This is a genomic window from Oribacterium sp. KHPX15 (assembly GCF_900107835.1).
Lineage (GTDB): Bacteria > Bacillota > Clostridia > Lachnospirales > Lachnospiraceae > Oribacterium.
This window is the reverse complement of the sequence record NZ_FNRG01000016.1, coordinates 65,947-89,955: the sequence shown is the minus strand read 5'-3', so window position 1 is coordinate 89,955 and position 24,009 is coordinate 65,947. Positions and strand designations below refer to the sequence as shown.

At 42.4% G+C, this 24,009-nt stretch carries 17 protein-coding genes and 1 rRNA gene; 17 read left to right on the top strand and 1 reads right to left on the bottom strand.

The window, feature by feature from the left end; genetic code table 11:
- From BLV86_RS10750 to BLV86_RS10705, 10 genes are all read left to right on the top strand, one after another.
- A 23S ribosomal RNA gene (locus BLV86_RS10750) occupies positions 1-221 on the top strand; the annotation flags it as partial.
- Between the two features lie 420 nt (positions 222-641).
- Positions 642-1,790, top strand: a complete 1,149-nt coding sequence (locus BLV86_RS10745) for a 2-methylaconitate cis-trans isomerase PrpF family protein (protein ID WP_090817067.1) — start codon at positions 642-644, stop codon at positions 1,788-1,790.
- A gap of 249 nt (positions 1,791-2,039) precedes the next feature.
- Positions 2,040-2,975, top strand: coding sequence for a LysR family transcriptional regulator (locus BLV86_RS10740; RefSeq protein ID WP_175456511.1), 936 nt, complete (start codon positions 2,040-2,042; stop codon positions 2,973-2,975).
- 310 nt (positions 2,976-3,285) lie between these two features.
- The gene (locus BLV86_RS10735) at positions 3,286-5,553 is read left to right on the top strand and encodes a hydratase (RefSeq protein ID WP_090817062.1); all 2,268 of its coding nucleotides are present in this window, start codon (positions 3,286-3,288) and stop codon (positions 5,551-5,553) included.
- A 360-nt stretch (positions 5,554-5,913) separates the two neighbouring features.
- Positions 5,914-6,957 carry an isocitrate/isopropylmalate dehydrogenase family protein gene (locus BLV86_RS10730; protein ID WP_242840066.1) on the top strand — a complete coding sequence of 348 codons (1,044 nt, stop codon included), beginning with the start codon at positions 5,914-5,916 and terminating at the stop codon, positions 6,955-6,957.
- Between the two features lie 207 nt (positions 6,958-7,164).
- Complete coding sequence (locus BLV86_RS10725) at positions 7,165-9,348, top strand: sensor histidine kinase (RefSeq protein ID WP_090817059.1); 2,184 nt, start codon at positions 7,165-7,167, stop codon at positions 9,346-9,348.
- 118 nt (positions 9,349-9,466) lie between these two features.
- Positions 9,467-10,501 (top strand): Bug family tripartite tricarboxylate transporter substrate binding protein, encoded by a 1,035-nt coding sequence (locus tag BLV86_RS10720; RefSeq protein ID WP_090817056.1) that lies wholly within the window; start codon positions 9,467-9,469, stop codon positions 10,499-10,501.
- Between the two features lie 84 nt (positions 10,502-10,585).
- Positions 10,586-11,089, top strand: a complete 504-nt coding sequence (locus BLV86_RS10715) for a tripartite tricarboxylate transporter TctB family protein (RefSeq protein WP_090817054.1) — start codon at positions 10,586-10,588, stop codon at positions 11,087-11,089.
- A 15-nt stretch (positions 11,090-11,104) separates the two neighbouring features.
- Positions 11,105-12,607, top strand: a complete 1,503-nt coding sequence (locus BLV86_RS10710) for a tripartite tricarboxylate transporter permease (protein WP_090817051.1) — start codon at positions 11,105-11,107, stop codon at positions 12,605-12,607.
- Positions 12,608-12,709: 102 nt separating this feature from the next.
- Positions 12,710-13,411 (top strand): response regulator transcription factor, encoded by a 702-nt coding sequence (locus BLV86_RS10705; RefSeq protein WP_090817048.1) that lies wholly within the window; start codon positions 12,710-12,712, stop codon positions 13,409-13,411.
- A 46-nt stretch (positions 13,412-13,457) separates the two neighbouring features.
- Here the strand turns inward: BLV86_RS10705 and BLV86_RS10700 are convergent, their stop codons facing one another.
- The gene (locus tag BLV86_RS10700; protein ID WP_090817045.1) at positions 13,458-14,372 is read right to left on the bottom strand and encodes a LysR family transcriptional regulator; all 915 of its coding nucleotides are present in this window, start codon (positions 14,370-14,372) and stop codon (positions 13,458-13,460) included.
- Positions 14,373-14,614: 242 nt separating this feature from the next.
- On the opposite strand from BLV86_RS10700, the gene BLV86_RS10695 reads away from it, so the two are divergent.
- From BLV86_RS10695 to citX, 7 genes are all read left to right on the top strand, one after another.
- Entirely contained in the window at positions 14,615-15,778 is a 1,164-nt protein-coding gene (locus BLV86_RS10695) for a 2-methylaconitate cis-trans isomerase PrpF family protein (protein ID WP_207647471.1), read from the top strand.
- Between the two features lie 151 nt (positions 15,779-15,929).
- A complete protein-coding gene (locus tag BLV86_RS10690) occupies positions 15,930-17,216 on the top strand; it encodes an ArsB/NhaD family transporter (protein ID WP_242873287.1) in 1,287 nt (428 codons plus the stop codon).
- Between the two features lie 375 nt (positions 17,217-17,591).
- Entirely contained in the window at positions 17,592-19,886 is a 2,295-nt protein-coding gene (locus tag BLV86_RS10685) for a hydratase (protein ID WP_090817042.1), read from the top strand.
- 471 nt (positions 19,887-20,357) lie between these two features.
- Positions 20,358-20,657, top strand: coding sequence for a citrate lyase acyl carrier protein (gene citD, locus BLV86_RS10680; protein ID WP_031549725.1), 300 nt, complete (start codon positions 20,358-20,360; stop codon positions 20,655-20,657).
- A complete protein-coding gene (locus BLV86_RS10675) occupies positions 20,657-21,559 on the top strand; it encodes an aldolase/citrate lyase family protein (RefSeq protein WP_031549724.1) in 903 nt (300 codons plus the stop codon). The genes citD and BLV86_RS10675 overlap by 1 nt, the downstream gene beginning before the upstream one ends.
- A 2-nt stretch (positions 21,560-21,561) precedes the next feature.
- Positions 21,562-23,124, top strand: a complete 1,563-nt coding sequence (citF, locus tag BLV86_RS10670) for a citrate lyase subunit alpha (protein WP_031549723.1) — start codon at positions 21,562-21,564, stop codon at positions 23,122-23,124.
- Between the two features lie 325 nt (positions 23,125-23,449).
- Positions 23,450-23,989, top strand: coding sequence for a citrate lyase holo-[acyl-carrier protein] synthase (citX, locus tag BLV86_RS10665; protein ID WP_090817039.1), 540 nt, complete (start codon positions 23,450-23,452; stop codon positions 23,987-23,989).
- Positions 23,990-24,009 lie beyond the last annotated feature (20 nt).

Below are 24,009 nucleotides of genomic sequence, written 5' to 3'. Positions count from 1 at the left end.
ACTGACCTCTGTTGGACCTGTTGGAGATCAACTCCAGTGCAGGGTAGGCATGTCGGGACTGGATAAACGCTGAAGGCATCTAAGCGTGAAGCCACCCTCAAGATGAGATATCCCATCGTTAAGAGTAAGACCCCTTGAAGACTACGAGGTAGATAGGGCTAAGCTGTAAGTGCTGTAAAGCATTCAGGTGATAGTTACTAATAGGTCGAGGGCTTGTCCAAAAAGGCTGGAAAGGTTAGAGGTTTAGATGGATTACTGAGAATGATTCATAAATGGTATGCTGTTTTGAAGGTACGGTTAAATATTTTATGATGTTTTCAAAACTCTGGTTCATTTGAATCAGAGTTTTTTATTGCTATGCTGCAAATAGACGTTTTACTGAAACCCATGTCCTTTGGGGAGTGTATTGTCCGGCTTTTGTACCGTCCTCGGTGGTGCTGTATTATTTAATTTAGTCATAGACGATTCCTTATAAGAAGGATACATCTTTATATATTTTCTACATTTTGCCATGTGCTTTATAATTCAATCAGATGTGAGTACTCTATGAAAACATAATTTGATTTAAAAGGTTTAAATAAGATGTACAGAAATTTTGATGCATTTTTTTAGAGTTGATTGATTTATAAAGGAGAAACTATATGAGGAAATTTAAGACTGTATTTATGCGTGGTGGTACGTCTAAGGGATGTCTTTTTAAGAAAGAGGATCTTCCGTCTGACAGAGCTGAATGGGATGATATCTTCCTTGAGGTAATGGGAAGCCCTGATCCTAAACAGATTGATGGTATGGGAGGAACTGTATCGTCAAACAATAAGATCGTTATAATCTGGAAATCCGAAGAAAAAGATGTAGACATTGAATATCTGGTTGGACAAGTCATTGTTGGAAAACGCCAGGTCGATTATAAATCTAATTGTGGAAACATGACTGCTGCTGTTCCTGCATTCTGCGTTGAAGAAGGTATGGTTGAAATTAAGGAACCGGTTACTACAGTTCGAATGCTTAATAAGAACACTGACAAGTATATCAATGTTGATGTTCCTATTGATCCCGAAACTCATAACTTTGCACAGGATGGAGATTGCGAAATAGCCGGTGTAGACGGAACTGCTGCTGAATTAAAAGTTGATTTTTTGAATCCTGCAGGTGCAAAAACAGGAAAGCTTCTACCTACCGGTAATGTAGTGGATGTTTTGGATATTCAGGGTTTTGGAAAAATCGAATCAACCATAATTGATGTATCAAATCCTATTGTACTTGTAAAAGCTGAAGATCTGGGCATGAAAGGAACAGAACTTCCGGAAGAAATTAACTCAAATAAAGACGTAATGGAAACCTTGGAGAAAATTCGTGGGACTGCTTGTGTGATGATGGGCTTTGCAAAAGATCTTAAAGAAGCAACAGATAATCAGCCCGGTGTTCCAAAAGTTGGATTCGTAACTGTACCTAAAAGCTTTAAAGACATGGAAGAAAAAAATGTTGACGCTTCAAAAATGGATATCTGTGCCAGAGTGATTTCTGTTTTTAAATGTCATAAAGCAATACCGCTTACTGCCGCAAGTTCTGTATCAACTGCTGCTTTCTTAGAAGGAACTATCGTAAATAAAATAGCTCCTGTAAAAGACGGGCAGAATACTGTTCGTATCGGTCACCCAAGCGGAATTATGACCATGGTCCCAACTGTAATAAAAGAGGGAAATGATCCGGCCGGTTATAAAGTGCCGGGTGTGGCTGTCCAGAGAACTGCAAGACGTATCATGGACGGTTATGTTTATATAAGAAATTAATATGCTATGACTTTGCCGAGACAATCATAGGCTGAACGCAGGCTTCAGCCATATTGAATGTCTCGGCTAAACTTTTAGCGGACACATCAAAATATTATATTTATTAGCATATAATCTATAGATATCTTCTATTATCTATTCTAAAATAAGAACCAGCGATTCTAAGAGAAGTTTAGTCTTTCTTTATATACCAGTCATGCAGCTTTGTTTATTTCTGACGGCACATATTTCATGAGGAGAAGATATTCTATGGATTTCAGAGAATTGACATATATCACCGCAGTTGCAGATTATCGTTCTGTTACGGAAGCTGCAAAAAGACTTTATATATCCCAGCCTTCCTTAAGCTATATAATTTCCAAGGTTGAAGAAGACATGGGAGTGAAACTGTTTGACAGAAAAACAAATCCTATAAGCCTTACTTATGCCGGGGAAAGATACGTAAAAACCGCAAGGCAGATACTTGTTTTGAAGGATAATTTGAGACGTGAGTTATCTGACATAGGTCACGGTCAAAAGGGACGTATAAATATTGGTATACCCACCGAAAGAGCGGGATATATGCTTCCTAAGGTTATAGGCAGATTCAGAGAGATATATCCAAATGTAGAAATATATCTTCAGGAGTCAAAATCGGAAGAAATCATAAACAATCTGATGAATGACAAAATAGCTTTTTGTGTTTTGCCGGGAGGTGATGATCATTTACCGCCTGGGGTCAGAACAGAATACATTTATACAGAGAGGCTTTTTCTTGTTACTTCAAAAGATATGATTGCTTCAGAATTGATAAAAGATTCTTCATCAGAGGGAGCATATCCTCGAGTTGATTTTAAAAAATTATCGGAGCTTCCATTTATTATTTTGAAGAGAGGACAGTATATCAGGAGAAAAGTTGACGCAATCTTTAAGAGGTTTGATTTCATACCAAAGGAAGTTATGGAGGTATCCAGCTGTATATCAGCTACTCAACTTGCTAGTTCAGGACTTGGCATAACTATTGTGCCGGAGAGAGCAATTGAGCCTTTTAAAAATCCGGATTTCAATGTCTACAATTTTAGTGATGAAGAAGATTCCTGGGATGTAAATGTGGTATATAAAGATGGAATTTATCTTGACGAGGCAGAACGAGCACTTATAAAAACCATGAAGGAAGCATTTGCTGACAAGGCTGTTCACAGATGACAGGTAAATCTATCTTATACAATGACGCCGTTTTTGCCGTGTAATCTGGCACTCGGATGCAGATTATTTGGCTTGATAAATATGATGAAAACAAAAGGTATTTGAAAAGAGAATAATTGGAACCAGATAGAAAACTCTATATAAAAACCATATAATTCCATATATTTTACTTATGAGTATAGCATCTTTATAATCGAATCAAAGGTTATAAAGATGCTGTTTTTGTACTTGGAAATTATTATTCAAATAGGTTGATATATTTGTAGAAGACTATAACGAGAAGCATATGCTTATATAGGAGGAGCGGGATATGGTTAAATTAACAGAGCATGGGGGTTTTTTGGATGATGCATATAATGTGGTTTCTGCCGGGGATGATGTAAGAAGAATTGAGGAAGGCCGCAAGAAAACCATGTCTTACAGGATTCTGGAAAAACATAACCACAGCGGAAATATGAAGCAGTTAAAATTAAAGTTTGATTGCATGGTTTCTCCTGATAACAACTATGTAAATATTCTGCAGACGGCTAAAGCTTCAGGACTTAAAAAATTTCCCGTGCCATATGTATTATCCAATTGCCATAATACTTTGTGTTCTGTTGGCGGAACCATACTTGAGGACGATCATGCATTTGGATTATCAAATGCAAAGAAATACGGAGGCATTTTCCTTCCGCCATACAGAGGAGTACTGCATCAGTATATGCGTGAAATGATGGCGGGTGGGGAAAAGATGATCCTGGGTTCAGACTCCCATACCAGATACGGCGCCCTCGGTACAATGGGTATCGGAGAAGGCGGAGGAGAACTCGTAAAACAGCTGGTTGGACAGACTTACGATATAGCTTATCCGAAAGTCGTAGGCATAAAGCTCATGGGTAAACCTAAGCCGGGTGTGGGCCCTATGGATGTGGCGCTTGCTCTGATTTCAAAAACATTTGCCAATGGATTCAGCAAAAATAATGTTCTTGAGTTTGTTGGCCCCGGTATAGCCAATCTGTCGATGGAATTCCGAATGGGCATCGATGTTATGACAACTGAATCTGCGGCTCTTAGTTCTGTTTGGGAAACAGATGAGAAGACAGAACAATACCTGGCTGAGCATGGAAGGGATAGGGAGTATAAGTGCCTCCGAACCGAAGAAGGTGCCTACTATGATAAGTTCATCGAAATAGACATGGATAATGTTGAGCCCATGATCGCATTGCCTTTCCATCCATCACACGCTATGCCTATACGTGAATTCAAGACTGACATGGCAAATATATTGAAAGAGATTGAAGCAGAAGGCAACAGGATAAAAGGTGATCATGGCGAACCCTTTATAATCATGAACCATATGAAAGAGGGAGAATTTTATCCGGATCAGGCATTGGTATCAGGCTGTGCAGGCGGTCTTTTCGAGAATATTGTGGCAGTTGCGGACATTTTGAAATCAGGTAGTGATGGGGATATCTACGGAATCCGAGGGAATAAACTGAATCTCCATGTGAATCCTGCGTCCCTCCCGGTAATGGAAGATCTGATGACGAAAGGAATAGGCTCAGAACTTGCAGTCTCGGGCGTGACCATGCGCCCCTGCATATGCGGACCATGTTTCGGTGTAACCGACGCACCTGCTGACAATCAGATTTCAATAAGACATGTAACACGTAATTACCCGAACAGAGAAGGCAGCAAACCCGGACAGGGACAGATGGCTGCAGTCTGCCTTATGGATGCGCGTTCTATAGCCGCAACAGTAAGAAACGGTGGAAAACTTACCGGAGCGGATGAGCTTACTGACGTTGAATATCGTGAACTTAAGCACACATTCAACAAAAAGATATACGAAAAACAGGTATTTGATAATTACGGACACGAGAATCCTTCAGAAGAACTGGTTAAAGGACCTAATATCGCCGACTGGCCGGAGATGGCACCGCTTAAGGATCATATCCTTCTGAAAGTTGCAGGATCCTATAAAGGATCTGTCACAACAGATGAACTTATCCCTTCCGGAGAAGCCAGCTCTTACAGATCTAACCCGGAAAAGATATCCGGCTTCACCATGATTTCCAGAGACCCTGATTATGTTGGCAGAGCAAAAGCCCTTAGAATGATAGAAGCAGCTTTAAACCTTGACAGCAAAGCCGGCAATATAACCCTTGGCTCCATCATGATCTCCGATCAGATAGGAGACGGCTCCAGCCGCGAACAGGCAGCCTCCTGCCAGAAAGTCCTCGGAGGATTTGCCAACCTGGCCAACGAATACTCAACAAAACGCTACAGAAGCAACCTGATCAACTGGGGTATCCTGCCACTTCGTACTGAAGAACCTCTGGACATACCCGTCGGAACATATCTCTTTATTTCGGACATAAAAGAAATACTGAGCTGCGGTCGGAACGAAGTTGAGATACTAATACTGAATGAAAAATTCGACATCTATACAGAAAAAGACGTAATAAACCTAGACCTCAGTGAAATCAAAAGCTATGTCATAAAGACCATAAAAGCAACACTGGACGTATTAACTGAAGAGGAAAGAAACATACTTTTGGCAGGTTGCTTGATTAATCATTATAAAGGAAATTAATATCTCATTCGATTTATAAGTTTAGGACATAATCAACTGACATCCATTTGATACAATAAAACAAGTGGGGACGATTCTCGCCAGAGAACCGTCCCTTGCATTTTCTGACCCATTTCATAATGAATAACAACTCCCAGGTTATATAACTCATTCCAAAAAATAATAAAGGACACGCTTGACATGTCCTTAAAGGAGGTATATCATTAGACACATAAGAAAAAGGACACAACAAACAAGTCCTAAATAATCCACGAAGTCAAAGTTGAGTCTTCAATTCATTTAAAGACGAGATACAAATATAAATGATTCAAGACCCGATAAAATGACAAAATACTAAAGCATTGGGGCGGGAGGTAAACTATGAGAGCAACAGATGATAAGGCAATGAAGACAGTAACATTCTTTATGGGCGACGGTATCGGACCTGAGATTTCGGATTCAGTATTTGCAGTATTCCAGGCTGCTCATGTTCCCGTTAAGTTTGATATATACAATGTCGGTGAAGCAGAGTACAACAGAAACGGCAAGCTCATCCCGGACGAGGCATTTGCATCCTTCGAGAAGACAAAGGTTCTTTTAAAGAGCCCTATCACAACACCGGTTGGAAAGGGATTCCGTTCACTGAACGTAACCATGAGAAAGAAGTATGATCTTTATGCAAACTTCAGACCTGCAAAGTCAAATCCGGCAGTTGCTACACCATTCCCTAACACAGATATCGTAACATTCCGTGAGAATACAGAAGACCTTTACGCAGGAATCGAAGAGAAGATTTCCGACAATGAGATGCACAGCATCAAGGTTATCACAAAAGATAAGTCCGAGAGGATCTGCCGCTCAGCATTTGAATATGCAAGAGCTAACGGTCGTAAGAAGGTAACCTGCATACACAAGGCTAACATCATGAAGCTTACAGACGGACTTTTCCTTCACGTATTTGAAGATGTTGCCAAGGATTATCCGGACATCATTGCAGACAACATGATCGTTGATGCATGTGCCATGAACCTGGTTCTTGATCCTACAAAGTTTGACGTTCTTGTAACTGAGAACCTTTACGGAGATATCCTTACAGACCTTACTTCAGGTCTCATCGGTGGCGTAGCACTCATGCCTTCAGCAAATGTAGGAACAGATATGGCAATGTTTGAAGCGGTTCACGGATCAGCTCCTGATATCGCAGGAAAGAATATCGCTAACCCTACAGCATTCCTTTGGTCAGCATGCATGATGCTTGATCATATCGGATTAAGTGATTACGCAGATCTTATTAAGACTGCTATCAGCAATGTTATGAACGCAGGTGTTCATACTACAAAGGATATCGGCGGAAATGCAAGTACAACAGAGTATACAGATGCGCTGATCAGCGAGATCAATAAGCTGATCGCAATGGCAGCCTGAGTTTTCAGAACTTTTCATTCGAAAAAGGGGTACAGAACTCCCGAGACTCCAACAAAATACAACGAATAAACCGGGCAGGAGGAATTTTTCCTCCTGCTCGATTTTTTGTGATAAGACTGTCACTCTCGTATATTATTGTGTTTTTGAGAGCACACAACATATAATGGAATAGGAAAAAGATAATTATATTAAGGAAAATGTATATTTATGAATACTAATTCATCCAGAAAAAACAATATGCCTTTTGCGGACATCGTGCAAAAATCGGGACTTGTCATAGCTCTCATCCTTGTGATCATTATCCTGTATTTTGATTACAACAGTTTTCAGACTTACAGCAATGTTCTTATAAAGCAGCAGGAGACAGAGCTTCTTTCCATAGCCCGTATCGTGGGTGACAACCTCAATAACTTCCTTAATCAGGAAAGAGACAAGATAGACGTAACTTTTTCCAAAGAGTGCAATGATCTTTCCGAAGTGCATGATAGAAACAAATACCTTCTTGATGACAGTTTTCCGCTTTACAAAGGGTATGTTCTTATAGATAAGAATTCTAATATCGTGGATCTCGTCATGCCCGGAGGAAGGGACTCCTATCGAGAAGACCGATTGATAAGCGGAGCAAAAAAATACAGTCTTGAAAAAAACTACAGAGCTGAAATTGTAGGAAAAAACTATGACCCTAAAGAAGGCGAATTTGCCTTGTATTTAAAGAAATCAATACGCGTTTCCGGTAATCCTTACACGGCTGTTTATGCGTTGGATTTGACTGAAATCTATAACAGAATCATTAAACCTGTGCGTATAAACGGAGGCGGATATATCTACATTAAGGATACAGAGAACACAATAATCATGCATCCCGTAAAGGAAGAGATAGGGACCACCGGCTTTCAATCGATATATGAAAATACTACCGGAGATCCAACTGCTTTTGACGACATGTTCCGGTGGAACAGTATTCAGAAAAGAGATGCGGAAGGATTTGATGTAATTAATATCTATACAAGGGATAATGAAGTAATAAATCCCGAAACCGTTATCGGAGCATTTACAAAATTATATATCCAGAACGAAGAGTGGACAGTTACGGCCATTCTTCCCATGGAGGTTTTGTCTCAGCCCTTAAATCAATTTCTCTCAATTTTCCTTATCATTACGCTTATTATGTTTATGATAGCCATCATCGGAACGGCGGTGGTTATGAACATCATAAGACAAAACAGAGAGATAAATTATCTCCGTGAAATTAACAGCGGCATGGAGATGATTCAGAAGCAAAGTGACGAAATAAGAAACTATCAAAGGATACAGTCACTTGGAATGATGTCCAGCCATATCGCTCATGAGTTTAACAATTTCCTGACACCGGTAATGGTCTACGTAGATCTCCTTGAGTCGGACCCGGATATTTCTGAAGAAAATCATGAGCTTTTGAAGCAAATGTCTACATCTCTCGATCAGGCAAAGCAGTTATCTACTGATCTTCTCAGTTTTGCGAGACAGGATACCGGGGCAAAGCTCAATTACATGGATCTGCGGGATGAGACCGAAAAAGCTGTGAATATGGTGAAACGTCTGACACCCCACAAGATAAAATTTGAAAGTGAGATCACGGATGAAGACATTCATCTCTATGGCAGAAACGGAAGCATTGAGCATATTTTGCTTAATCTTTGTAAAAATGCTTTCGATGCCATGGAAAATTCTGAAGAGAGATTACTCAGGGTGACTTTGAAAAAAGAAACTGATGAGGCAATCCTGACGGTGTCGGATACCGGATGCGGAATACCGAATGAAACCATCGAAAGGATTTACGAGCCCTTCTACACTACCAAGGGCAGCAGACAGGGTACAGGTCTTGGTCTTTCGGTAGTGAGGAATACTGTTACTTCCATGGGAGGAAGGATGAATGTAAAGAGCAGCAATAAAGGCACAACCTTTACCATTCATTTCCCTGTTAAGGAATATGAACAGGCTAAGACTCTCAACAGGCTGGCAGCTATCAGGCGTATCGCTATAATTTACAATAAACGCATGAACCTTAAAAGAATTGATGAGATATTCAAAGGCAGTAAATACCTGATAGAATATTTCGATCATCCGGCTGCGGTCATATCTATTATCCAGAGAAATAAGCATTATTTCGGAATGGTCATTTCTTCTTATCACACTCCTATAATGAACGGAGTTGAAACCCTGAATATCATAAGAAGTCTTAACCCGGAAATAAGACTTATACTGACGAGTCAGGAAAAACTGACTGAGTTTGAGTGGTATCTTAACAACGGATATTTTGACCGTCATATAACTCTGGAGGATCTTTATAAAGAACTGAGTCTTCTTATATCATCAGATCCTTTAAATCTACCCGGAGCAACCGGAGAGTAACCCTCTGTTAGTTTTATGACAAAACTGTCATTGTTAAATGTGCCCAAAATATTGCCTTCAAATGCAATGAAAAATATAATGTGCCCATAGGTTAAAGAACGAAAGGAGAAGTTCTATTATGAAAAAATCATTTTTAGGTACTGTCGCAATTCTTGCGGCTATGTCAATGGCAGTTCTTACAGGTTGTGGATCATCTACACCTACTGAGACTAAGGCTGCAGGCGGAGATGCCAAGACAGAGGCTCCTGCAGGCGGAGATGCTGCAGCAAGCGACTGGACCTGGGAGCGCAACATTGAAATCGTTTGTCCTTGGGGAACAGGCGGTGGAGCTGATACAACACTCAGAGCATTTGCTACAGCTCTTGAGAGTGAGATCGGCGTTAAGGTTGTTGTAAACAACAAGTCAGGAGCAGGCGGAGTTACAGGTGTTCAGTTCGCTTCATCACAGCCTGCAGACGGATATACATATCTCCTCTGCACACAGTCACCTATGCTCGCTCAGATCACAGGAGCTACAGACTTCGATGTTTACGGTTCAGTAAAGCCTCTTTGCCAGCTCGTACATGACGTTAACGTTTTCGTAGCAGGTAAGGATGAGCCATACAACAACATGGAAGAGCTCAAGGAGTACCTTAAGGCAAATCCTGGTTCTGTAAAGTGCGGTGTTATGACTATCACAGGTCTTGATGCAGCTTGCGTACAGGGTGCATTTGACGGCGAGGTTGAGGCTGTTGCTTATACAGAGGGTTCACAGCTCAATGCTGATATCGTAGGTGGACACATCAACCTTGGATGTGAGGGTCCTGCTGAGGTATCTGCAATGGTAGAGTCAGGCGATATGAAGGTTATCGGTGCTTGTACAGATCAGCATCTTACACTTGCAGGTTGGGAGAATGTTCAGACAACAGCTGATATCAACAACGAGACAACTTATGGTCCTGCACGTGGTATCTTCTACATCCCTGGAACACCTGATGCAGCTATAAAGGCATTTGAGGCAGCTGCTGAGAAGGCTGTTGCATCTGATTCTTTCCAGGAGTTCTGCAAGCAGCAGGGTCTTGACCAGAGACAGGGCTGGCTCAACACAGCTGATTACACAGCTGAGTGGGATTCAGACTATCAGAACCTTACAGCTCTCTTTGGTAATAAGTAATCTCAGGTATTTTTGTTAAAGAGTTAGGTTTGGTCGGGGGAACAAGTTGTTTGTTTCCCCGATTTTCAAAAAGGGGGATTTATTTTGGATATCATTTTTTCAGCAGTTTTAATCATTGCAGGAATAGGACTTTTTGTGATGATCGGTTCAGACCCTGCAGCTGTAGCATCACCTACAGAGCTTGGTGCTGCATTCTGGCCACAGATCATTCTGACCATCATGATAGTTCTTTCAGTGGCAAATATCGTTACTTCACTTAAGAAGATGAAGGCAGATGGAAAGACCATCGCATCAGATATTGATGTTGCAGGATTCTTCAAGAGTAAGCTTTTCATAGGTATGGTAGCAGTTGCAATCCTTGCACTGGTACTTCCTACCATCGGATTTGTTCCATCATGTATTCTGTTCCTTATAGGTTACGGAATTCTGCTTAAGGCAGATAATATCCCTAAGCTTGCAATCATTTCGGTTCTTATCACCATAGTAATTTATATTCTTTTCCAGGGTGCTCTTGACATCATGCTTCCAAGAGGAACAGGTTTCTTCCGTGAGCTTGCACTTACATTTGAAAAAATATTACCGTTCTAAGGAGGAGATAAGAGTATGTTTGATTTACTTGCAACAGGATTTTCTATAGTATTTGCGCCTGCTACCTTCCTCTTTATCGTAGGTGGTACCATCATCGGCGTTATCTTCGGTGCAATGCCGGGTGTTTCAGCATCCATGGCGGTTGCCCTTGCACTGCCTTTTGCATATGCGATGAAGCCAATCGTTGCTATCGCATTCCTTGTATCAGTTTACTGTGCATCCATTACCGGAGGCGGAATCACAGCTATCCTTTTCAAGATTCCCGGAACTCCTTCATCTGCGCCCACAACCTTTGACGGTTACCCAATGGCTCAGAGAGGTGAGGCAGGTAAGGCTCTTGGATATTCACTTATTGCATCTGCATTCGGTGGACTTGTAGCAGCTTTCGCTATGGCTCTTATTTCACCACAGCTTGCAGCAGTTGCTCTTAAGTTCGGACCTTCAGAGCTTTTCGCAGTATCCTTCCTTGGACTTTCCGTTCTTTCATGTCTTGACAGTGATAATATCGTTAAGACTCTTATTTCAGGATGTATAGGACTTTTACTTGCATGTATCGGTATGGATCCTATGCTTGGTATCGCTCGTTTCACCTTCGGAAGCTCAACACTTCTTGGTGGTATCGAGATGATCCCTGTAATGATCGGTCTCTTTGCCGTAACTGAGGTTCTGAAGCAGACAAACAAGCAGAAAAAGATTGATGTAGAGAAGGATTCTACCGCAAAGGGTGGAGATACATCTGCAAAGCTTCCTTCACTTAAGGAACTCTGGGAGACAAAGTGGACAATGATCCGTGCTTCAGTTCTCGGTACAGTAGTAGGTATCCTTCCGGGTGCCGGCGCAACCATCGCTTCATTCCTTGCATATGCAATTGAGAAGAAGGTTTCAAAGCATCCTGAACTTCTCGGTACAGGTATCCCTGACGGTATCGTAGCTTCCGAGGCAGCTAACAACGGTGCTACCGGTGGTGCCATGGTTCCTCTTCTTTCACTTGGTATCCCGGGTGGTAACGCAGCTGCTATCATGATGACAGCCCTCGTTATCCAGGGTGTACAGGTAGGACCGCTTCTTATCAAGCAGCAGCCTGAGTACCTTGCATCTGTATTTGCATCAATGTTCGTTACCAATATCGTCATGGTTATCGTTTCCATGGGTATCGCTAAGGTATTTGCAAAGATTCTTTCTGTTCCATATTCAATCCTTGGACCGGTTATCGTTATCCTTGCAACCATCGGTGCTTATGCTACAAACAACAACACAGGTGACGTTGTTCTCATGGTAGGTGCAGGTATCATTGGATATCTGTTCTCAAAGCTTAAGTACAACTCAGCAGCACTTGTTCTTGGTCTCGTACTTGGACAGATGTGTGAGTCTAACTTCCGTAGAGCATATACACTCACAAACGGTAGTATCATTGCTATATTCTCAAAGCCTATCACATTCGTGATTGTAACAGCTTGTGTGATCATGCTTGTATATCCGTTTGTTAAGCCTCTTATTTCAAAGAAGAAGGCAGCATAATTTCATAATAGAAACTGTAAATATTCGGAGCTTCCGCACTGTGCGGGAGCTCTTTTTATGGTATTATGATACGAAAGGATGAAAATCGAAGGGGAGCATTATATGGCTAATGAAAACATACTGGTGGTAGATGATGAGATTTCGATACGTATGGCGATACGTACCGCATTGAAGCGGGAGGGGATGCGTGTGACAGAAGCTCACGACGGAAGCATTGCCCTGCAGCTTCTGAAGGAGCAGAAATTCAGTCTTATCATACTGGACGTGATGATGGAAAACGTGGGAGGTTATGAAGTGCTCCGGCAAATGAGGGCTGCCAATGACATGACTCCGGTTCTAATGCTGTCCGGAAAATCAGATGAAACCGATCAGATGACGGGACTCCTGTACGGTGCCGACAGCTATATCACGAAACCCTTCCATACAGCCCTGCTTATACAGAATGTAAAAGCACTTATCCGAAGATCCCAGGTCTACGCCCAGGCAAATGTCAACCAGCTAAAAGCAGGACCCTTCAGCGTCGATACCCTGAAGATGGAATGCCTGAAAGACGGAGAACCTCTTGACTTCACCGGCCGCGAAACCGCCCTTTTCCGCTTCTTTATGGAACATCCCGGCGAAGTCTTCACCAAAGAACAACTCTACCGCCAGATCTGGGACGACAGCGGCGCAGTAGTGGATGAAAACACGGTTACGGTATACGTAAAACGTATAAGAAGCAAAATAGAAGCAGATCCGAAAAATCCAGTATATTTGAAAACAGTTCGCGGTGTGGGTTACAGATTTGATCAGACAGAGACGTGATAAAGATAAAGACAGGGCATGTTGGCGCCCTGTCTTTTTTAAAAAATCAAGTGAAGTCCCTCACAATCTTAATATACTCCGTAGCATGATACGGCAGATAACTGTTCTTCCTGTACGCCGCAACAAAATTGATGGGAGTGCTTGGGTCACCCACGGAAAAAAACTTCAGCGGTTTGTCGAGCTTCATATGCTTCAGATGAGTCTCGGTAATGAAACAGACACCGTAATTCCTGGAAGCAAGCTCCGCTTCAGCACGGATATTACTGGTTTCCAAAATGATATTCGGAGTGACATGATGCTGACGGAAAAGTCTGTCTACTATGGTCCTTGTACGCTGATTAGGATTCTGCATTATCACACCCTGACCCTTTTCTTCCAGAAGATTCAGATCCAGATGTGGGTAGCGGCAGCCCTCCATAGGGTAAGCCATTTCGCAAAGAGGATTATCCGGAGACATTACCAGCACCATCTCCTCATGGCTTATGATCTCAGTTTCGATGTTAGGGTTGTCATCCGGCTGATTGTAGAAAGCCAGATCAATGTCACCATTGAGTATCAGTTCGTTAAGGCGGTTGGAACTTTCCTCATGAATCTTTATCTTTACATTGGGATACAGGCTGTGGAAGATAGGAAGAGTACATGGAAGCATGTAGGTCCCTCTCATGGCCGGGAAGCCCACATTAAGCAAACCGGAATCATTCTTCAGAATGTCTCCGACTTCCTGATCAAGTTCTTTTTTAATGTTTAAAATTTCCTTTGCTCTCGCAATATAACGCTGTCCAACATAAGTAGGTACATATTTATTCCCTATTCGATTAAACAAAGGCTGTCCAACATAGGACTCAGTATTCTGCAAAAATCTTGAAAGCGAAGGCTGAGAAAGGAATAGCGCTTCCGCCGCCTTCGAAATATTTCCATATTTTTCTATAGCTATAAGATAAGTCAAATCCTTAAAATCCATAAGTACCTCCTGCCTTTTAATCATATCACAGGCAAAACTATACGTCCAATGCATACTTTTTATCGAATAAATGCATTGGATATATAAAAATACAAATGCTATTGTAAAGATACAGAAACAAATGCGCACTTGTTCATTGAAAACCTAACGAAATGTTGCTCGTCATCCCCCGATGAGTAACATTTCCCGATCTGACTATTAAGATGCTGAGCTTTAAGGAAGTGGAAGCAAAAGGAGATAATATGGGAAAGATGCAAGGAAGTGCGATGAAGCTGCCGGTTACTATCATCAGGGGCGGAACCAGCAAAGGCGTTTACATTCTTGAAAGCGACCTTCCAAAGGACAAAAATGAGTGGGATAATATCCTTCTGAGACTCATGGGAAGCCCTGACCAAAAGCAGATAGACGGACTTGGCGGTTCACAGTCAGTAACCAGTAAGGTTGCTATCATTAAGAAATCTGACAGACCTGATGCAGATGTTGATTACACCTTCGCTCAGGTATCGGTTGATAAGCCAATCGTAAGCTACAAAGGAAACTGCGGAAATATTTCTTCCGGTGTAGGTCCTTTCGCAATTGAAAAGGGACTGGTTGAAGTAAAGGACGGAATGACAAGCGTTCGCGTCTTCAACACAAACACTGATAAGATCATTGAAGAGGAAGTTAAGACTGAAGACGGAGAAGTAGTTTATGACGGCGATTTCGCTATAGCCGGAGTTCCCGGAACAGCATCCACCATAAAGCTTAAATTTATAGATCCGGCAGGAACCCTTGGAAAAGGACTTCTTCCTACAGGAAATGCTGTAGATGTCCTGGATGTTCCTGATTTCGGTAAGGTTGAGGTTTCCATAGTTGATGCAGCAAATCCGCTGGTATTTGTAAAGGCACAGAGCCTTGGCTTAAACGGCGGTGAGACATCTGATGACATTAACGGCGATGCTGAAAAGCTTGATCTTCTTGAAAAGGTAAGAGGTCTTGCGGCAGTAAAGCTTGGTCTCATCGATGATTATACAAAGTCAGCATGGGAGACACCGGGTATACCAAAGATGACCTTCGTTTCCGAAGCTGCGGATTACACAACTATGGATGGCAAGGAAATCAAGAAAGAAAACATTGACCTTCTCTCCAGAATGATGTCAATGCAGAAGGCCCATCCAAGTTACGCAATGACAGGGGCTATGTGTACAGCGGCTGCAGCAGTAGTTGAGGGAAGCGTTGTAAACAAGGTTCTTTCAGCAGGAACAGATACTCAGTTCATCCGTATAGGACATGCAAGCGGTATCCTTGAGTGCGGTGTTGATTATGTGGCTGATGCAGAGAAGCCTGGTGTGCCAAAGATTGATGACACCTTCGGATTCAGAACTGCAAATCTTATTATGGAAGGTAATGCAGTTGTCAGAGGCTGATGAAAATGCACAACAGTATAGAGTAAGGTTCTTCCGGTTCGGGCAAAACGGAATCGGAAGTCAGAATATAAAGTCTTTGTTTATAAAATTAATAGTATTTGAATCTATGGTAGAGGCATTCAGCCTCGGAAAAATTTAGGAGATTAAAAAAATGAATTTAGAAGTTCTTTCACAGCATATGAACTTGATTTCGCTGGTAGTACTGGCGGTAGTAGTTGCAATTGGATTTATCAAAAAGATAAATATCGGTTTCTTTTCAATCGGTGCGGCATTCATCCTGGGACTTGCAGGACAGATGTCTGCAAAGGATATTTCAAAGGGCTTTTCAAGCTCCATGTTTGTTACACTTGTAGGTGTTACCTTCTTCTTCGGAATGGCTTCACAGAATGGTACACTTGATCTTTTCTCCAAGAAAATCGTAGCTCTCGTAGGAAAGAGAACTTATCTTATACCGATATTGATGTTTGCTCTTTCAGCATTCATCTCAGCTATCGGACCCGGACATATCGCAGCCGGAATCCTTATGACAACCTTCGCTGTATATCTTGCATTTGAGCTTGATATCAACCCTATGGCAACCGCTCTTTATGCTAAGCTTGGTGCTAATGCAGGATGTGCTTCCACATTATCCATGACGGGTATCCTTGCTAAGAACCTCAGTGAGCCTCTGGGATACACAGGATTTGGCACTCACCTTTTCCTTACAACACTTCTTTCTGGTTTCGTTTTCACACTTATTCTTTACATCTACTACAAGGGATACAAGGTAAAGGGAGACAACCCTCTTAAGCTTTCAGATATTCCTGCATTTAACAGAGATCAGAAGATCACAGTTGCAGCTATTGTTATCATGGTTGTTGCATGTATCGGTTTCAAGCTTGACACAGGACTTTTCGCATTCGTTGCAGCTGCAGTACTTATCCTTCTCGGATGTGCAGATGAGAAGAAGGCTATTAAGTCAATCCCTTGGGGCACACTGATGCTCATCTGTGGTGTAGGCGTACTTGTAAATGTTATCGACAAGCTCGGCGGTATCACACTTGTATCAGATTTCTTAAGCTCACATATGAACCAGAGCACAGCAGCACCTATCATGGCAGCTACTTCAGGTATCCTTTCATGGGTAAGTTCAACAACCGGTGTTGTAATGCCTACACTTTATCCTATCTGTGACAACATTGTTAAGACATTCGGATCAAATGTAAGCTATGTAGAGCTTATATCAGCAGTTACAGCTACATCATTTGCTGCAGCTATCAGCCCTCTTTCAACCGGTGGTGCTATCATCATGTCTTCTTACTCAGCAGCTAAGGAGACAACAACAGATGAGATGAACAAGATGTTCAAGACTCTTTTCCTCTTATCAGTAATGAACGTTGTAATCAACGTAATCATGGCTGCACTCGGTGTATTTAATCTCGGACATCTCTTCTATTAATTCCGGATTTAAATCAGATCAAAGCTTCATCCTGATAGATGAATAAAAAGCGCCGTTCCTACTCATAGGAAAATGTGGTAGGAACGGCATGTTTTTTCTCGAAAGCATAGGAAGATTGTATACAGGGCGATGAAGGTAATAGGAAATGCCTATGGCTTTTATATCGATATATATATTTTACTAATATTCATATCTGAATTAATATATTTGCATAGATAATTGATGGCATAAAGCGGATTGCAGATTAAAAATGTGCTACAATAAACGTAAATTTACTATTGAAAGCCACATCGGAATTGTGCAATGTGCATATGTCTATGGATTTTCAAAAACGTATATTTTAACCCGTAAGGGCACTATTAAGGAGGTTTTATTATGGTCAAGCTTCATGAAGGCGGCGTATATCTCGTAAACGGAAAAGAAATCGTTCCCGAGAAGGAAGCAGCTAAGGTAGAGCAGCTTACCGGCAAGGCTGCAGACAAGGCAGAGGCAAAGAAGGGTACTATCGCATATGGTATCATGAAGTCTCACAATACCAATTCAAACATGGATGATCTCAAGATCAAGTTTGATGCAATGGTATCACACGATATCACTTATGTAGGTATCATCCAGACAGCAAGAGCTTCAGGAATGGAGAAGTTCCCTCTTCCTTATGTTCTTACATGCTGCCACAACTCACTTTGCGCAGTAGGCGGAACAATCAATGATGATGACCACTATTTCGGTCTTACATCTGCAAAGAAGTACGGCGGAATCTATGTTCCTCCTCACATTGCAGTTTGTCACCAGTTCATGCGTGAGAAATTCGCAGGCGGCGGAAAGATGATCCTCGGATCTGATTCACACACACGTTACGGTGCTCTCGGAACCATGGCTATCGGTGAGGGCGGCGGAGAGCTTTCAAAGCAGCTCCTTCAGCAGACCTATGATGTTGCATATCCCGGTGTAGTTTGTATCTACCTTACAGGAAAGCCTGCTCCATTCGTAGGACCTCATGATATTGCACTTGCAATCGTTAAGGCAGTATTCAAGAACGGCTACGTTAAGAATAAGGTAATGGAGTTCGTAGGACCCGGCGTTTCATCTATGACAACAGACTACAGAAACGGCATAGATGTTATGACAACCGAGACCACATGTCTTTCTTCTGTTTGGAGAACAGACGACGATACAAAGGCATTCCTTACAAAGCATGGAAGAGGAGAGGATTTCAAGCAGCTGGATCCGGCACAGGTTGCATACTATGATGGTTGTGTAGAGATCGATCTTTCAGCTATCCGTCCTATGATCGCACTTCCATTCCATCCTTCAAATGCTTATGAGATCACAGAGCTCTATGCAAACCTTGAGGATATCCTCCGCGAGACAGAGAAGGAAGCAGAGAAGGTAGCAGAGGGAAGAGCACACTTCACTCTTCTTGATAAGATCACAGCTGATCATAAGCTTCAGGTACAGCAGGGAATTATCGCAGGCTGTGCCGGCGGTAACTATACAAACGTTGTTGAGGCTGCACATGCCCTTAAGGATAAGAACATCGGTGACGGTGAGTTCTATCTCAGCGTATATCCTTCATCACAGCCTGTTTACACAGACCTTGACCGTAAGGGACTTCTTGCAGATCTTATGGATGCCGGTGCTATCATCCGTTCAGCATTCTGCGGACCTTGCTTCGGTGCCGGTGATACACCTGCCAACAATGCTCTTTCAATTCGTCATACAACCCGTAACTTCCCTAACCGTGAAGGTTCAAAGCCCGGTAACGGACAGATGTCAGCAGTATGTCTCATGGATGCCCGTTCAATCGCGGCTACTGCAGCTAACAAGGGTATCCTTACATCAGCTGAAGAGCTTGATTGCTGGGGCGATATCCCTGAGTACAACTACGATGACAAGGCTTACAGAAACAGACTGTATCAGGGCGTAGGTGAAGCTAAGCTTGATACAGAGCTTCGTTTCGGACCTAACATCAAGGATTGGCCTGAGCAGGAGGAGATGACAGACAATATTCTCCTTAAGGTTGCATCAAAGATACTTGATCCTGTAACAACAACTGATGAGCTTATCCCTTCAGGTGAGACTTCATCTTACAGATCAAATCCTCTCGGACTTGCTGAGTTCACACTTTCAAGAAGAGATCCTCAGTATGTTGGAAAGGCTAAGGCTGTAAGAGATCTTGAGGCTGAGCGTAAGAACGGAAATGTTCCTGCAGAGATAGCTGATGTATTCAAGGTGATCAATACAATTCCCGGTCAGGAGAATGTTAAGGCTTCAGACGTTGAGATCGGTTCTACAATCTATGCTAACAAGCCGGGTGACGGTTCTGCCCGTGAGCAGGCTGCTTCCTGCCAGAGAGTTCTCGGAGCTCTTGCAAACATCACTCAGGAGTATGCTACAAAGAGATACAGATCCAACTGTATGAACTGGGGTATGGTTCCCTTCCATCTCAAGGGCGAGCCTGACAAGTTCGAGGTAGATGATTACATCTATGTTCCTGGTATAAAGAAGGCTCTTCAGGATAACAAGCTTGATGACATCAAGGCATACGTTATCAAGGACGGAAAGGCCACAGAGATTGGGCTTTATGTTCTTCCTATGACAGAGAATGAGCGTCAGATAGTTCAGGACGGATGCCTCATCAACTACAACAAGTTTGGTCATAATAAATAATTGAAAATCATTTCACCGGGTACGGCATGAACCGGTCCGTGCCTGAGTGATTTTGATAATTTTCATACCTCAAAAATGATATAGACAATAAGGAATGCCATCCCTGAAAACGGGATAGCATTCCTATTTTTTTTAGGGGGGTCAGACCCCCTTACAAAATTCTTAACCTGACTGATTTTTTTCTCCGAAGCGTAAATAGGAAAAACCTATAAAAGCCATAATAATACATATATTTTACTATAGAGCAAAGGTGATTTATTATAAAAATATAACAAATGAAAAGTTTATACTTCCGAGGCGCTAGGATATAATTACTAATAGTTAGGCGCATTTATAGCGCATCGGGATCGTGAAATAATAGCTGTTTCAAGGAGACGTTTTTGTCCACTTAAAATGAGCGTTATGAAAGAACTTTAATGTCGCAATTGTTTACGCGGGATCATTAAGCATCCTGCATCCAAGGAGGAAACTATGGAAATTAAGAAACCTGCTGTAGCGGGCACTATGGAATCCAGTGACTGCCAGGTAACAGTTGAGCCTGGTGATGGAAAGATCGATTTCACACTGGATTCTGCTGTAGCTCATCAGTTCGGAAACCAGATCCGTAAGGTGACACTGGAGACATTAGCAAATCTTGGCGTAGATAACGTAAAGATTTCTATCGTTGACAAGGGAGCGCTTGACTGCACAATTAAGGCTCGTATCGAGGGTGCAGTTTTCCGTTCAGTAGACCAGTACAAAGATTTACCATGGGGAGGTGCAATCAGATGATCGAGAATCCTAACAAGAAAAGATTAAGAAGATCCATGATGTTCCTGAATGCACAGAAGCCTTCACTTATCAAGGATCCGTACATTTACAAGATTGACTCCCTCATGCTTGACCTTGAGGATGCCGTAGCTGTTACTGCAAAGGATACAGCAAGATTTTCTCTTTATCACGCTCTTAAGACCATTGATTACAGAGGATCAGAGAGAGTAGTTCGTATCAACGGACTCGATACAGATCTTTGGGAAGAGGATATCCGTGTCTGCGTAGCAGGCGGAGCTGATGTTATCCGTATCCCTAAGACTGAGGATGCAGCTATGGTTCGTGCCGTAGAGGAAAAGATCGTTGCAGCTGAGGAAGAGTTCAACCGTGAGCCGGGATCAACTCTTATCATGTCAGCTCTCGAGTCCTGCAAGGGTGTTATGAATGCTTATGAAGTATGTACTTCATCAGACCGTATGATCGGTGTAGCTCTTTCAGGTGGTGACTATACAAAGGATCTTCAGACACGTATCACCGGAACAGGTGTAGAGCTCATGGGTGCCCGTCAGCAGATGATCATCGCGGCTCGTGCAGCAGGTGTTCAGTGTTTCGATACAGTATGGACCAATCTTGACGATATGGAAGGTTTCCGTAAGGAAGTTCAGATGATCCATGATATGGGATTTGACGGAAAGTCATGTATCAACCCACGTCAGATTGACATAGTTCATGATATTTATACCCCTACTCAGAAGGAGATCATCTTCTCAGAGAAGGTTATCAAGGAAATCGATGACAAGAAGGCTAAGGGCATCGGTGTATTCACTGTTGACGGAAAGATGATCGATATCGCTTTCTATGATGGTGCTAAGAGAAACATCATGCTTGCAAAGGCTGCCGGAGTTTATAAGGGGGATCTGTAATTATGATTAATGCAGTTGGTAGAGATATACCTGATGAAATCTTAAAGGCAACAGGTAAAGAAGTATTCCAGGGTACTCATCATTTCGACGGCTATGAGTATCAGACAGCTTCACATAAAGTAAAGTGCGTTATCAATTCAAACGGAACAAAGCTTGTTGACAGTATCCATGACGTACTCGTAAAGTGCGGAATCAAGGATGGCATGACACTTTCATTCCATCATCATTTCCGTAACGGTGATAAGGTTCTCAATATGGTTATGGAAGAAGTTCATAACATGGGTATCAAGAACCTCACCATCTGTGCTTCATCACTTGGAAGCCAGAATGATCCTATAGTATATATGCTTGATGACGGAACCATCACAGAGATCCAGTCATCAGGTGTTCGCGGACAGATCGGTAAGGCAATTTCCGAGGGAAGACTTAAGGGTCTTGCTATCATGCGTTCACACGGTGCCCGTTCAAGAGCTATCGAGAGTGGTGAGACACATATCGATATAGCATTTATCGGTGCTCCTACAGCCGATGAGTACGGTAACCTCAATGCTAACGGCGGTAAGGCTGACTGTGGTGTTCTTTCATACGCAGCTGCAGATGCTATGTATGCTGACCGTGTAGTTGCTATCACAGATACACTTGTACCGTTCCCTAACCTTCCTGCACAGATCACACAGACCTATGTTGATTATGTAGTTAAGGTTGATGAGATCGGTGATCCTACAAAGATTGCTACAGGTGCTGCAAAGCCTACAACAGACCAGAGAAAGCTTCTCATGGCTAAGTACTGCACAGATTTCGTAGTAGCTACTCCTTACTTCAAGGAAGGCTTCTCATATCAGACAGGTGTCGGCGGAGCTTCTATCGCTTCCACTAAGTTCCTTGCTGAGATCATGAGAGAGAAGAACATTCACATGTCCTTCGGTGTAGGCGGTATCGCTAAGCCAATGTGTGATCTTCTTGAGGAAGGTCTTATCAAGACTCTTGTAGATACACAGGATTTCGATCAGGACGCTATCAAGTCCGTTGCAACAAATCCTAACCATCACTACATCACAGCAAGTGAGTATGCAGATCCTTTCAACAAGGGTGCTTATGTTAACAAGCTTGACTTCGTTATCCTTGCATCTCTTGAGGTTGATACACACTTCAACTGTAACGTAGTAGTAGGTTCTGACGGCGTTATCACAGGTGCCCAGGGCGGACATCCTGATACAGCTGCCGGTGCTAAGTGCACAATCGTTATCGCACCTATCATGCAGGGAAGAATTCCTACAATCTGCACCGATTGTACAACTGTTACAACTCCGGGTGAGGACGTTGACGTTGTTGTTACCGATTACGGTATCGCAATCAATCCAAGAAGAACAGACCTTATCGAAGCTACAAAGGATAAGGGACTTCCTATCAAGACTATCGAAGAGCTCAGAGACATTGCTTACAGCATCACAGGCGAGCCTGAGAAGGTTCAGTTCGGTGATCGTGTAGTAGGTATCATCGAGGGCCGTGACGGAACCATCATGGATGTTGTTCGAGAGATCAAGCCTTTTGAGTTTAAGGACTGATATTTGAAGAATAGGTTATAAAACTATACATTAATAAAAGTGACGTTGTGATGGTCTTAGGGATACATCACAACGTCTTTATTTTGTATAATGATACTAAGTGTTATGAATTCTATATTTCTCCTTTGTTTACACAAAGGTGGAATATAGAATTCATGATACGCCCCACATGACTTGTGGCAGGTTTCGAAGGAACCTGTCATGTAGCACCAGCCCTCGCGAAGCGACTTTCAATGGGCTGGTGTTCCCAGTAAGCACGTAAGGACGTGCTTAAGGTCCGTGAGTGCGGAATGTAAGAAAAAGGTGTGGCTTAGGAGGATGGAAAATGCCGGAAATACTGGATTATGATCATGAGGTTACTGTACCTGAAATGATGGAAGCAAGGGATCACAGAGTTGAAATGCAGAGAAGTATCATAGAAAAAACCGGATTTCCCGTAATATGTTTTATGCTCAATGTTCCCGGCCCCCACAAAGTGTCAGAGGATTTTTCGTGGGCATTCCATGAAGGAGTCATCAGGATTAAGAATAAACTTCTGGAGCATGACTTAAGAATCGTGTATGAGGAAACAGAGGAATACGTAACCGGATATGTTTTTTATGCTTCTGTCGACAGTAACTCTGTAAACATTAAGAAAGCCATGTGTGAGATAGAAGAGGTAGACAGGCTGGGCCGTATTTATGACATTGATGTGATAAAAACCGACGGGACAAAGGTCAGCCGTGAGGAGTTTGGAATGGGTCCCAGAAAGTGCCTTATGTGTGAGGAAGAAGCCCATTTTTGCGCAAGGAACAGGTCCCACAAGGTCAGTGAAATGGTAGAAGAGATAAAAAGGATTATCAGGAATGCAAAAGTTCATGAGTGAAAAAAATAATCTGATTATAT

Excerpts from the sequence above, each read along its gene's own strand:
- BLV86_RS10745 (WP_090817067.1), top strand. The coding sequence starts at position 642 with ATGAGGAAATTTAAGACTGTATTTATGCGTGGTGGTACGTCTAAGGGA.
- BLV86_RS10740 (WP_175456511.1), top strand. The coding sequence starts at position 2,040 with ATGGATTTCAGAGAATTGACATATATCACCGCAGTTGCAGATTATCGT.
- BLV86_RS10735 (WP_090817062.1), top strand. The coding sequence starts at position 3,286 with ATGGTTAAATTAACAGAGCATGGGGGTTTTTTGGATGATGCATATAAT.
- BLV86_RS10730 (WP_242840066.1), top strand. The coding sequence starts at position 5,914 with ATGAGAGCAACAGATGATAAGGCAATGAAGACAGTAACATTCTTTATG.
- BLV86_RS10725 (WP_090817059.1), top strand. The coding sequence starts at position 7,165 with ATGAATACTAATTCATCCAGAAAAAACAATATGCCTTTTGCGGACATC.
- BLV86_RS10720 (WP_090817056.1), top strand. The coding sequence starts at position 9,467 with ATGAAAAAATCATTTTTAGGTACTGTCGCAATTCTTGCGGCTATGTCA.
- BLV86_RS10710 (WP_090817051.1), top strand. The coding sequence starts at position 11,105 with ATGTTTGATTTACTTGCAACAGGATTTTCTATAGTATTTGCGCCTGCT.
- BLV86_RS10705 (WP_090817048.1), top strand. The coding sequence starts at position 12,710 with ATGGCTAATGAAAACATACTGGTGGTAGATGATGAGATTTCGATACGT.
- BLV86_RS10700 (WP_090817045.1), bottom strand. The coding sequence starts at position 14,372 with ATGGATTTTAAGGATTTGACTTATCTTATAGCTATAGAAAAATATGGA.
- BLV86_RS10695 (WP_207647471.1), top strand. The coding sequence starts at position 14,615 with ATGGGAAAGATGCAAGGAAGTGCGATGAAGCTGCCGGTTACTATCATC.
- BLV86_RS10690 (WP_242873287.1), top strand. The coding sequence starts at position 15,930 with ATGAATTTAGAAGTTCTTTCACAGCATATGAACTTGATTTCGCTGGTA.
- BLV86_RS10685 (WP_090817042.1), top strand. The coding sequence starts at position 17,592 with ATGGTCAAGCTTCATGAAGGCGGCGTATATCTCGTAAACGGAAAAGAA.
- citD (WP_031549725.1), top strand. The coding sequence starts at position 20,358 with ATGGAAATTAAGAAACCTGCTGTAGCGGGCACTATGGAATCCAGTGAC.
- citF (WP_031549723.1), top strand. The coding sequence starts at position 21,562 with ATGATTAATGCAGTTGGTAGAGATATACCTGATGAAATCTTAAAGGCA.
- citX (WP_090817039.1), top strand. The coding sequence starts at position 23,450 with ATGCCGGAAATACTGGATTATGATCATGAGGTTACTGTACCTGAAATG.